This is a genomic window from Streptomyces endocoffeicus (assembly GCF_016741935.1).
Taxonomy (GTDB): domain Bacteria; phylum Actinomycetota; class Actinomycetes; order Streptomycetales; family Streptomycetaceae; genus Streptomyces; species Streptomyces endocoffeicus.
This window is the reverse complement of sequence record NZ_JAERRG010000004.1, coordinates 125529-137236: the sequence shown is the minus strand read 5'-3', so window position 1 is coordinate 137236 and position 11708 is coordinate 125529. Positions and strand designations below refer to the sequence as shown.

The 11708-nt window shown below is 70.4% G+C and carries 10 protein-coding genes; 2 read left to right on the top strand and 8 right to left on the bottom strand.

The window, feature by feature from the left end:
* Positions 1-26: 26 nt before the first annotated feature.
* Complete coding sequence (locus tag JK364_RS13210) at positions 27-266, top strand: acyl-CoA carboxylase subunit epsilon (protein WP_078956611.1); 240 nt, start codon at positions 27-29, stop codon at positions 264-266.
* Positions 267-415: 149 nt separating this feature from the next.
* Here JK364_RS13210 and JK364_RS13205 read toward each other — a convergent pair whose 3' ends face one another.
* The 8 genes from JK364_RS13205 to JK364_RS13170 form a co-directional block, all read right to left on the bottom strand.
* Positions 416-994 carry a GTP-binding protein gene (locus tag JK364_RS13205; protein ID WP_075200410.1) on the bottom strand — a complete coding sequence of 193 codons (579 nt, stop codon included), beginning with the start codon at positions 992-994 and terminating at the stop codon, positions 416-418.
* Positions 975-1637, bottom strand: a complete 663-nt coding sequence (locus tag JK364_RS13200; protein WP_201850938.1) for a DUF742 domain-containing protein — start codon at positions 1635-1637, stop codon at positions 975-977. Before JK364_RS13200 ends, JK364_RS13205 begins: the two co-directional genes overlap by 20 nt.
* An 82-nt stretch (positions 1638-1719) precedes the next feature.
* The gene (locus JK364_RS13195; protein WP_167442334.1) at positions 1720-2133 is read right to left on the bottom strand and encodes a roadblock/LC7 domain-containing protein; all 414 of its coding nucleotides are present in this window, start codon (positions 2131-2133) and stop codon (positions 1720-1722) included.
* Positions 2134-2143: 10 nt separating this feature from the next.
* Positions 2144-5182 (bottom strand): sensor histidine kinase, encoded by a 3039-nt coding sequence (locus tag JK364_RS13190; RefSeq protein ID WP_201850936.1) that lies wholly within the window; start codon positions 5180-5182, stop codon positions 2144-2146.
* 335 nt (positions 5183-5517) lie between these two features.
* Entirely contained in the window at positions 5518-6102 is a 585-nt protein-coding gene (locus tag JK364_RS13185) for a GTP-binding protein (protein ID WP_201850934.1), read from the bottom strand.
* Positions 6083-6493, bottom strand: a complete 411-nt coding sequence (locus tag JK364_RS13180) for a DUF742 domain-containing protein (RefSeq protein WP_014055140.1) — start codon at positions 6491-6493, stop codon at positions 6083-6085. Before JK364_RS13180 ends, JK364_RS13185 begins: the two co-directional genes overlap by 20 nt.
* A gap of 106 nt (positions 6494-6599) precedes the next feature.
* On the bottom strand, positions 6600-7013 hold the full coding sequence (locus JK364_RS13175) for a roadblock/LC7 domain-containing protein (RefSeq protein WP_167442334.1): 414 nt from the start codon (positions 7011-7013) through the stop codon (positions 6600-6602).
* 9 nt (positions 7014-7022) lie between these two features.
* Positions 7023-10874, bottom strand: a complete 3852-nt coding sequence (locus JK364_RS13170; protein WP_201850932.1) for a sensor histidine kinase — start codon at positions 10872-10874, stop codon at positions 7023-7025.
* Between the two features lie 594 nt (positions 10875-11468).
* Here JK364_RS13170 and JK364_RS13165 point away from each other — a divergent pair.
* Positions 11469-11684: a hypothetical protein gene (locus JK364_RS13165; protein ID WP_201851448.1), complete on the top strand. Its 216-nt coding sequence runs from the start codon at positions 11469-11471 to the stop codon at positions 11682-11684.
* Positions 11685-11708: the final 24 nt, after the last annotated feature.

Genomic DNA, 11708 nt, shown 5'->3' with positions numbered 1-11708 from the left:
CGCGCGACAAGGGAGACGAGAAAACCGTGAGCACACCCAGCGATATCGCCGATCCCGCCGCCGCGGCGGCGGCCACCCTGGTCCGGGTCGAGAAGGGTCACGCCGACGCCGAGGAGCTGGCCGCGGTCACCGCGGTGCTGCTCGCCCGCGCGGCCGCCGGCACTCACCGGGCCGCCGGCTCCACCCGCCCGAGCCGCAGCGCCGCCCGCTGGCGCCGTCTGGAGCGCCGCCCGGCGTTCAGCGCGCCGCACAGCTGGCAGGGCTGAGCGCCCACCGGCGCCGCCGTGCCCGGACGGCCGCACACCGCCCGGACACCTGAGCGGGCCCGCTGAACCTGGCAAGGCCCGCTGAAACGCACAAATCCCCTGTTCTCCTTCGGAGAGCAGGGGATTTTGGCTTCCGCCGTCGGCCTCGGCTAGCGCAGCCGGGCCATCAGGGCGTGCTCGACCAGGGTGATCAGCGCGCTCTTGGCCTCGCTGCGGTGGCGGGCGTCGGTGGTGATGATCGGCGCGTCGGGGCCGATCTGCAGGGCCTCGCGGACCTCTTCGGGGTTGTAGGGCTGGTGCCCGTCGAAGCCGTTGAGGGCGATGACGAACGGCAGCCCGGAGTTCTCGAAGTAGTCGACCGCCGGGAAGCAGTCGGCGAGGCGGCGGGTGTCCACCAGGACGACCGCGCCGATGGCACCGCGGACCAGGTCGTCCCACATGAACCAGAACCGGTCCTGGCCGGGCGTGCCGAACAGATACAGGATCAGGTCCTGGTCCAGCGTGATGCGGCCGAAGTCCATGGCCACCGTGGTGGTGGTCTTGTCCGGCGCGTGGGTGAGATCGTCGATCCCCGCCGAGGCGGAGGTCATCACGGCTTCGGTGCGCAGCGGGTTGATCTCCGAGACCGCGCCGACGAACGTGGTCTTGCCCACGCCGAAGCCGCCCGCCACCACGATTTTCGCGGAGGTGGTGGAGCGGGCTGCACCGCTAGAGCTTGCGAAGTCCACTGAGCACCCTTTCGAGCAGTGTCACGTCAGGCTGACCGCCGGCGGTCTCGTCGCCGCCGGGCTGATGGATCGCGACGAGCCCCGCCTCGGCCAGGTCGGCTACGAGGATGCGGGCTACGCCGAGAGGAATGGTGAGCAGTGCGGAGATCTCGGCGACCGACTTGATCTCGCGGCACAGGTGGCAGATCCGCTGGTGCTCGGGCAGTTGGCCCTGGAGCTGAGCGGGGTCGGCCGTGGTGTGTACCAGCGCCTCGATGGCGAGCTGGTACCGGGGCCGGGTCCGGCCCCCAGTCATGGCGTACGGGCGCACCAGAGGGTTATGAGTACCGCCCGCGGGGGAGGAAGGTTCCGGGGCGGGGCGCTGAGGCGGCTGTACGGGCTCGATACGGGGCGCGGGCGGCGCGTCGTACCAGGACCCCTCCGACGGCCCGGGAGGCGCGTAGGAGGGCGTGTACGGCTGTTGCTGGTGCCGCTGCGGCTCCCGTCGCGGGGGCTGCTGCTCCCGCTGGGGCTCCGGCTGCTGTGGAGAGCGGGCCTGGCGGCTGGGTGTGGAGGGGAAGTTGTAGCGCTTCACTGGGCCCTCTCCGCGCTGCTCGGACGGCTGCCCGTGGGCGTACGGATATCCGCTAGGGGGCGTTGCCACGTGTCCTCCTCCAACTCGCCTGTCTTGCCGGTCGCGCCACCGCACCCTATGGCGCGGTGGCGCGAAACGCACTCCATGTTTGCTAGTTGAGAAGACTGCCCTGCAATTCCGCGCGGAGATCCGGGGTGAGGACGTTGCCCGCGCGATCGACCAGCAGGGCCATCTCGTAGCCGACGAGGCCGATGTCGCAGTCGGGGTGTGCGAGCACGGCGAGGGAGGATCCGTCGGAGATCGACATGATGAAGAGGAAGCCTCGTTCCATTTCGACGACGGTCTGGTTGACCACGCCGCCTTCGAAGATGCGGGAGGCTCCGGAGGTGAGCGAGGTCAGGCCGGAGGCCACCGCCGCCAGTTGATCGGCTCGGTCACGGGGGAAGCCTTCGGACATCGCCAGAAGGAGTCCGTCGGCGGAGACCACCACCGTGTGGGACACCCCGGGGGTGTTGTCCACGAAGTTGGTGATCAACCAGTTCAGGTTCTGCGCCGCCTGGCTCATCGGGCTCACACTAACGCTCCTGATCGTAGGTGCTGCCGGGGCCGAAGCCCTGTTGGTCATGCTGGTCACGCCCGGAGGTCCCGGATCCCGCGTTGCGCCCCCGCTGGACGCCGCGGCGCAGATTGCTCAGCCTGCCGCGGACGTCCTCCGGGGCGCGGGAGACCTGGGGGCCGCTCTGTCCGGTCGGCTCCGCGGCGCCCTCGACCAGATTGGCCTTGGGCACCCGGCGGGGCAGGCCGGACGATGTGACCCCGCCGGCCTTCGGCTCGCGCAGCCGCTCGGCACGGTGCCAGCGCTGGTCGTTCTCCGACTGCCACGGGACACCGTCCTCCTGCTGCTGGGGAGCCTGATAGGGCCGCTCCGGCGCCACGGGCGCCGTCGGGTCCCCGATCATCCCCTGCGCCCCTGTCTCCTCGGACGGCTGCCACTGCTTGTCACGACGCGGAAGCCCGGCGTCGGTCATCGAGTGGATTCCGCTCGGGGAAGGGCCCGGACGGTGGAACTCTACGCGGTCCCGAGAAACTTCGGGAGCGCTGGGTCCTGATTCCGCTTCGGTCCCGAACTGCGACGCGTAGGGCATCTCGAAAGATCCGGAATCGCCCCACTCTCCCTGCTGAGAGGGTGAGTTGTAGCCGATGTACGGCTGCTGTTCGGATTCCGTTTGAGTTGTGTAATCCGCTTCCGGTTGCGTAAAGGCGGAATTCTGGTAACCGGACTGCGCCAACGGGTCGGAAGCGGCCTGGTCATGCCGCGGATCCTGCTCGGGCGGGGTGGCCCCCATTCCGCTGTACTGGCCCAGGAACTGGTTCTGCCCCTGGTCCCGCTCGTAGGCGGAGTCGTCGAAGCCCAGCTCGGCGGCGGTGCGCGAGGACAGCTCGGCCACGTCCTCGTAGACGGGCGCGGGCTGCGGCTCGGGGACGATCCGGGAGACCGTGAAGTCGTCCTGGGGCAGCTCCTCGCCGCCACCGCCGTGAGTGATCGCCTCGGGCAGCATCACCAGCGAGGTGGTGCCCGCCAGCTCCCCGGAGGGGCGCAGCTGGACCCGGATGCCGTGCCGGTCGGCGAGGCGGCCGACCACGAACAGGCCCATCCGCTGGGACACCGAGGCGTCCACCGTCGGCGGATTGGCCAGCTTGTGGTTGATGTCGGCGAAGTCCTCGGCGGTCAGGCCGATGCCCTTGTCGTGGATCTCCACCACCACCCGGCCGTCGGGCAGCCGGGTCGAGGTGACCCGCACCTTGGTGTGCGGGGAGGAGAAGGTGGTGGCGTTCTCCAGCAGCTCGGCCAGGAGGTGCACCAGGTCGGTCACCGCGGTGCCGTGGATCTCGCTCTCGGAGATCCCGGCCAGCTCGATCCGCTCGTAGGACTCCACCTCCGAGGAGGCGGCCCGCAACACGTCGATCAGCGGCACCGGCTGGTTCCAGCGCCGGCCGGGCTCCTCGCCCGCGAGGATCAGGAGGTTCTCGCCGTTGCGCCGCATACGGGTGGCCAGGTGGTCCAGCCGGAAGAGGTGCTCCAGCTGGTCCGGATCGGCCTCCCGGTTCTCCAGTTCGGAGATCAGGGTCAGCTGCCGCTCGATCAGTCCCTGGTTGCGACTGGAAAGGTTGGTGAAGATCGCGTTGACGCCGCCGCGGAGCATCGCCTGCTCGGCCGCGAGCCGGATCGCCTCGCGGTGCACCTGGTCGAAGGCGCGGGCCACCTCGCCGATCTCGTCCCGGGTGTTGATCGGTATCGAGCTGACCCGGGTGTCCACCCGTCCGGGGTCGGTGCGGGAGAGCTGGCCGACCACCGCCGGCAGCCGGTTCTCGGCGACGTCGAAGGCGGCGTTGCGCAGTTGCCGCATCGAATGGCTCATCGAGCGGGCCATCCGGGCGGCCACGAAGAAGGCGGCGAGGAGCGCCAGCACCACGATCGCGCCGTTCACGATCGCATCGCGCCGGGCGTCCGAGGAGATCTGCGCCGCCTCGTCCACGGCCTTGTTCACCAGGGTCTGCTCGACGTCCCGGTAGGCGTTGAACTTGATCGTGGAGGCGTTGAACCAGGCGTCCGGGGTGATCCCCTGGGCGGCCAGCGCGGAGGGACTGGCACCGCTGCCCATGGCCTTGAGCATCGTGTCCATGCCGGGCGGTGCCACGAACTTCTTCCCGCCCGCCTCGGCCTTCCGTTTCGCCTCGGCGATTTGCGTCTGCGCACGCTTCTCCGCCGCCGTGAGGGTGTCCTCGAGCCGGGTCACGTCCTGCGGGGTACCGGCGGCCTCGAACTCCCCGAGCGCGATGCCCTCGAGGTAGACGTACGAGGTGAAGGCGGTGAGCTGGGTCTTGCGGTCGGTCGCGGACGGGCCGGGCTTCACCAGCAGATGGGTGCCGATGGAGCGCTGCAGCGACTCCGCGCCCTTGGCCAGGGATACCGCGTAGACGGTACGGCCGTATGACGTGATATTGCCGGTGCCCAGGCCCAGTTCATTGGCGAACTCGGTCAGCCCGTGCTCGACGGTGACATAGCCCTCTTCGGTCTTCACCCCGCCGAGGCGGTCGGTGTAGGCGTTCCGGCGCAGGGCGGCCAGCTGCGGTTCGCTGGCTCTGAACGCTTTGAGGCGGCGTTTCAAGGGGGGCGTCTGCGGCATGTCGGCGACGGCCTTGTCGAAATCCTTCTTCGCCGCGTCGCTGGCGGCCCGGGCCTTGGACACCGTGGCCTCGTTGGTGCCGCTGAGCAACGGTCCCGCGGTCAGGTCGCGCTCGTTGACCAGGGCGTGGGCGTAGGTGGTGGCGGCCCGGACGACCTGGGCGGTGCGCTCGGCGTCCCGCGCCTCGTTCCAGGTGGAGACCGATGAGGCGACCTGGAAGCCACCGAAGACCAGGGCGACGAGCACGGGGATGAGCAGGATCGCGTACAGCCGGCCGCGCACCCGCCAGTTCCGAGGGGAGATCCGGCCACCACTGGGTGCGGGTGGCTCCACTGCCTCGGCGGGCGACGCCGCTGTGCCTGTACGCGGCGGCGGGGTGAAGTTCCCTCGCGCCTCTTGCGCGGGGTCCGGCTTGCTTCGCCTCACTCGACCAACAACCTCTCGGCATCGGCACCTGATTCGTGCCGTTCCCAGCTGAGCCCTGACTGCCCAGTTCAGCGAATTCCAGCACGCCGCACTGGTGCTTTCCAAACAGTGCGCAAAGCGCTCAGTGCGTTGTCTGGACCAGAGAAAAAAGGGGCGTTACGGCTAAGACATGTCGAATAACGAACTATTTGAGTGCGCACCGGAGCCGCGCGATCGCGCTCCGTGTCGAGAGCCGGTGCATATCTCTGTCGAAACGTTATGAAGGACGAGCGGGCCGTGTCGTTCGACACAGCCCGCCGTACCTCGGAATTCCGACAACTTCCGGCCGGCGGCCCCTACTTGAGTCGGGCCATCAGCGCATGCTCGACCAGCGTGATGAGCGCGCTCTTCGCCTCGCTGCGATGGCGCGCGTCGGTGGTGATGATGGGAGTGTCCGGGCCGATCTGCAGGGCCTCGCGGACCTCTTCGGGGTTGTAGGGCTGCTGGCCTTCGAAGCCGTTGAGGGCGATGACGAAGGGCAGTCCGGAGTTCTCGAAGTAGTCGACGGCGGGGAAGCAGTCGGCCAGCCGGCGGGTGTCCACCAGGACCACGGCCCCGATCGCGCCGCGCACCAGGTCGTCCCACATGAACCAGAAGCGGTCCTGACCGGGCGTGCCGAACAGGTAAAGGATCAGGTCGTCGTCGAGCGTGATGCGGCCGAAGTCCATCGCCACGGTCGTCGTGGTCTTGTCCTGGACGTGACTCAGATCGTCGATCCCCGCCGAGGCCGAGGTCATCACGGCTTCGGTGCGCAGCGGGTTGATCTCCGAGACCGCGCCGACGAACGTGGTCTTGCCCACGCCGAAGCCGCCCGCCACCACGATCTTCGCCGAGGTGGTCGCGCGGGAGGGGGGAGCGCCGCTAGAGCTTGCGAAGTCCACTGAGCACCCTTTCGAGCAGTGTCACATCCGGAGTGCCGCCCGCTTCCGAACCGCCCCCGGGCTGGTGGATCGCCACCATGCCGGCCTCCGCCAGGTCCGCCACCAGGATGCGTGCCACACCAAGGGGGATGTTCAGCAGCGCCGAGACCTCGGCGACCGACTTGACCTCCTGGCACAGGTGGCAGATCCGCTGGTGCTCGGGAAGGAGCCCCTGCAGATGCACGGGGTCGGCCGTCGTGCTGACCAGCGCCTCGATGGCGAGCTGGTAGCGGGGCCGGGTCCGGCCACCGGTCATGGCATAGGGGCGCACCAATGGCTGGTCGCCTTCACCCCCGTACGGCGATTGGTGATGGCCGCCGTACGGGCCGGGCGAGGCGGGGGGCGGGGTCATGGATCCTCCGGTCGGACAACAAGGTGACGGTGGTGCCGTCGGTCGGTGCCGGTGGGGGGCCGCCCGGCGGTATGGCCGGGCGGGCGGGCGTCGGATGGTCGTTGGATCAGTTCAACAGGCTGCCCTGGAGCTCGGCACGCAGGTCCGGGGTGAGGACGTTGCCCGCGCGATCGACCAGCAGGGCCATCTCGTAGCCGACGAGGCCGATGTCGCAGTCGGGGTGTGCGAGCACGGCGAGGGAGGATCCGTCGGAGATCGACATGATGAAGAGGAAGCCTCGTTCCATTTCGACGACGGTCTGGTTGACCACGCCGCCTTCGAAGATGCGGGAGGCTCCGGAGGTGAGCGAGGTCAGGCCGGAGGCCACCGCCGCCAGTTGATCGGCTCGGTCACGGGGGAAGCCTTCGGACATCGCCAGAAGGAGTCCGTCGGCGGAGACCACCACCGTGTGGGACACCCCGGGGGTGTTGTCCACGAAGTTGGTGATCAACCAGTTCAGATTCTGCGCCGCCTGGCTCATCGGGCTCAACTAACGCTCCTGCTGGTAAGTCGGGCCAATGCCGCGATCATGGTTGTCGTCGAGTCCGGTACCGGCCCGGCGACCCTGCTGGATCCCACGGCGGAGGTTGGTCAGCCTTCCGCGTACATCATCGGGCGCGCGAGACACCTGCGGCCCAGTCCGTTCGGGCTGCTGCGGCTGCTGGTGTGCGGCGCCTTCCACGAGATTTGCGCGCGGCACCCGCCGTGGCAACCCGGACGACGTGATACCGCCCGCCGCGGGTTCGCGGATCTGCTCGGCGCGGCGCCAGCGCTCGTCGTTGTGGGGCGACGTACGCCAGTGGGAACCCGTGCTCCGGCCATTGAGACCGGCGCCGCCCGGGCCCGCCGCGGCGCCCGATCCGGCGAAGTCCCCCGGGCCCTGGGACGCCGGCTGCGGCTCGCGGGGCGAGGGGGGCGGTACGGCAGAGGCGGGCCGGCCGGGGGTGGGCTCGGGCGCGGAGGGCGCGGACGGGAACGACCGGCCCCCGTCCCGCGGGCCCGAGTTGCCGGGGTCCACGACCTGGTGCTGCCAGGTCGACTCGATGGTGTCGAAGATCGGGGTACGGCCGTCGCCGGGACCGGCGGCGGGCGGCAGCGGGTCGTTCGTGCGCCGGTCGGACTCGCCCTGGGACTCCGGGGGCAGCGCGTACCCGCCGGTGCCGCTCATGTCCGGGCGGGGGAATTCGCCGGTGTCGCCGGGGCCGCCCATGTTCGGGCGGGGGAACTCACCGGTGTCGCCGGGGCCGCCCATGTTCGGACGCGGGAACTCGCCCGTGTCACCCGGGCCGCGGCCGCCGCGCGGGGCGGCGTCCTCGAACCGGGGCTGGGCGTACTCACCGGTGTCGCCGGGGCCCTGGCCGAGGTCCGGACGGGCGAACTCTCCGGTGTCGCCCGGACCGCGGCCGTAGTCGGGGCGGTTGAACTGGCCGGTGTCGGACAGCCCCTGCCCGGCCTGCGGCCCGTTGGGCGCGCGGCGCGGCTCGAACATGCTGGGGCCGTCGGTCAGCTGCGGCAGCTCGCCGGTGTCGCCGGGGCCGCGGTTGCCGAACGGATCGCGCCGCTCCGACGGACCGCCGAGCTCCGGACGGGCGAACTGGCCGGTGGACTCGTACTCCTCGTGCCCGCGCGGGGTGTCCCCGGCGTCGCGCGGCGCGCCCGGCCAGTCGTCCTCGCCGGACGCGCGGCGCGCGCCCCAGCTGGTGCCGGGCTGCGTGGGGGCCGGAAGCTCGGGCGCGGGGCCGCGGGTGGGCAGCTGCGGGCGGCCGCCCTGGTCGCCCCCGTCGGCGCGGGCCGGGGCACCGGTCGGCGGGGCGACGGTCGGGTTCTCGCTGCGGGTCGGCAGCGGGGGACGACCGGAGGGGGCGCCGGGGCCGCCCTGCTGACCGCCGGGACCGGAGGGGGCGTTGGTCCGGGGTCCGGGAGGCCGTCCGCCCTCGAAGAAGTTGGTGCCGCCGGACGGGGCGCCGCCCGAGGGGCCCGCACCCGCGCCGACCGGCCGGGTCGGCAGTCCGCTGCCGCCGCCGTTGCCCGGCAGCGCGGCGCGTGAACCGGAGCCCGGGACCTGGCGCCGCGAGGGCGCCGAGCCGAGCAGTCCCGCGCCGCCGCCCTGGGCACCGCCGTTGCCGGCGCCCGGTCCGCCCTGGCCCGCCTGGCCGCCGGCGGCCTGCGGGGCCGGCTTCCGACCGCCCTGGGCGACATCGACCGGCAGCATGACCAGCGCCGTCGTACCGCCCGAGTCGGACGGCCGGAGCTGGATGCGGATGCCGTGGCGCAGCGAGAGGCGGCCGACCACGAACAGGCCCATGCGCCGGGAGACCGACACATCGACGGTGGGCGGGGAGGCCAGCCGCTCGTTGATCGCCGCCAGGTCCTCGGGCGAGAGCCCGATACCGGTGTCGTGGATCTCGACCAGCACCCGCCCGTCGGGCAGCGCGTGACCGGTGACCTTGACCTTGGTCTGCGGCGAGGAGAAGGAGGTGGCGTTCTCCAGCAGCTCGGCGAGCAGGTGGACGAGGTCGTTGACGACCCGGCCGGCGACCTCGGTCGCGGGGACCGAGCTGAGCTCGATGCGCTCGTACTGCTCCACCTCGGAGGCGGCCGCGCGGAGCACGTCCACCAGCGGCACCGGGCGGGTCCACCGGCGGCCCGGCTCCTCGCCCGCGAGGACCAGGAGGTTCTCGCCGTTACGGCGCATACGGGTGGCGAGGTGGTCCAGCTTGAACAGCGAGGAGAGCTGGTCCGGGTCGGCCTCGCGGCTCTCCAGCTCGGAGATGAGCGAGAGCTGGCGCTGGATGAGGCCCTGGCTGCGGCGCGAGAGGTTGGTGAACATCGCGTTGACGTTGCCCCGCAGCAGCGCCTGCTCGGCGGCGAGCCGGACCGCCTCGCGGTGCACGTCGTCGAAGGCCGTGGCCACTTTTCCGATCTCGTCCCGGCTGTGCACGCCGACGGACTCGACGGAGGTGTCCACATCCTGCGGGTCGGACTCGGAGAGCTGCTTGACCAGTTCGGGCAGCCGCTTCTGGGAGACCTCCTGCGCGGTGTCCTGGAGGCGGCGCAGCGAGCGGACCATGGAGCGGGCGACGACGAAGGCGCCGACCAGGGAGACGCCGAGGACCAGCAGGATCAGCGCACCGTTGATGATCGCGTCCTGCTGGGCGGAGTCGCGGAGCTCACGGGCCTTCTGCTGCATCTCGCTGAGCAGCGTCTGCTCGATCTTGCCCATCTCTTCGATCTTGATACTGTCCTGGTCGTACCAGTCAAGATCGGTCCGCTTCTCCGCCTTGAGCCCCTCGGGGTCGCGCACCGCGCGGTCGGCGTACATGGTCGCCGCCTTGATGTCCGGGCGGCTGTCCAGCGGTTCGAGCAGGTCCTCGGAGTTGCCCTGGCGGATCTGCTTGAAGCGGCCGAGCGCCTCGTTCTCCTTGTCCACCGCGGTCCTGGCGAAGCGGCGGTCGTTGGCGGAGAAGTCGGCGCCCTTGGGGTCGGCGAGAGCGGCGCTGATGAGCGCGCGCTGGATGGAGGCGTACTCCTTCGCGGAGGAGAAGGTGGCGAGCGCGCGGGTGTTGTTGATCATCGCGCGGTTGCTGGTCGCCTGCGCCATGTCCTGGGAGAGCGACAGCAACGAGTTGATCAGCTCGTTGTAGTTCTGGACCGTCAGCGAGTAGTACTGGCTGTTGTCGTAGGCCGTGTCCCGGACCTCGTTGATCTTGCCGAGCTGACGGTCGATGTTGACGAGCGTGGACTGCACACCGGCCAGCGACTGGTCACCGGGGTCGATCTGGTGGGTGGCCTCGCGGAACGCCGCGATCGAGCGGTTGGTGTCCTCGCGGGTGGAGACGACCCGGTCGTCCTTGTCGTTGCCCTTGCCCGCCAGCGGACCGGCCGACTTGTCGCGCTCCTCCTGGAGCGCGCTGGCCAGCTGGGTGGCCTGCTGCGTCATCTCGGTGAGCAGCTTCATCTGGTCCAGCTGCTGGATGTTGTCCAGCGAGCCCTCGATGCGCAGCGCCCCCAGCGTGGTCGCGGCGACCACCGGGAGCGCGAGCAGGGAGACCAGTCGGGTGCTGATGCGCCAGTTGCGCAGGGCCATGCGACTGCCGGGCCCGGTGGGGCCGGAGGGCTTCGCCTTGACCGGCGGCTCCGTGGCATCTCCGCCGCCACCACCGCCGCTGGGCGCACTGATCCGGGTAGCGCTCTGCGCACCGGCGTCGGGGCTCTGATCGCCCAGCGTCCTGCCGTTGCTCACCTGGGCGCGCTGGGGCGTGGCGCCGCGGTCGGCCGCGCCGCGCGGCTCCGGGTCCGCCGAAGCTTCCCCTCGGCCCTGGCGGGCCTGGGGAGCCCCCATACCATCCCTCTTGAAACGTCCCTGCACTAGCGTCGCAACCTCTGGACCAGGCGCCCCACCGGCTTGAGCGGCGGAGCGGTGTCGAGTCGTGGGGGACCGCGATCCCCCCTGTCGGTCGTGAGTGACCGGCGCGCATCCTTTCGTGTCGAGAAGAGGCGCCCCCGCCGCTCGGCGCCTCTGATCGTTGCGCCCCCGTGCGCGCCGGTGATTCCCGCGGCGGTCCCGGGAATTCCAGCACAGTGCCGGATGCTGCAACAAGGGCAATGGATAAGGCTGTGATGCGCGTGACGCTCAGTGCGGACTTTATTACGGGACGTAGAAAGCCATGTCGGCGATAGCGGACTTTCGGGTACGAATCGAATCGCGCGACCTGGTGTCCGGCTAGCGATGATCAAGAGCGGAACGTCAGGTTCAGGTAGGCGATGTCCGTTTAGCGCGATTAGGTAACTGTCTTCTATGTCGCATTTGCCTGATCGTTCGTGAGCAATATCACATGCTGGCGGCGACTTTTCCTGCGAATCCATGGGCAAGGCCGCCTCTAGCCTGACGCTTTACACGGCCGGAACGAACGACAAGAGCGAGGCGTACACCCCAGTGAAGACGACGATGATGTTCCACTCCATAGCCAACCCGCGGCGCACCACCCTGGCCCATGTCAAGGACGTCCAAGAGCTCAAGGACGCCAAGGACATCGCCGAGGAGGTCGAGGACACCGGCGCGCCCGAGGAGCGGCCGGAGCACCGCGTCGATCTGCCCAACCGGACCGCGAACCCCAAGCGCACCGTGCTGACCGAGACCCCGGGCAACTGACCCCCGGGGCCGTGGTGGGCGCCA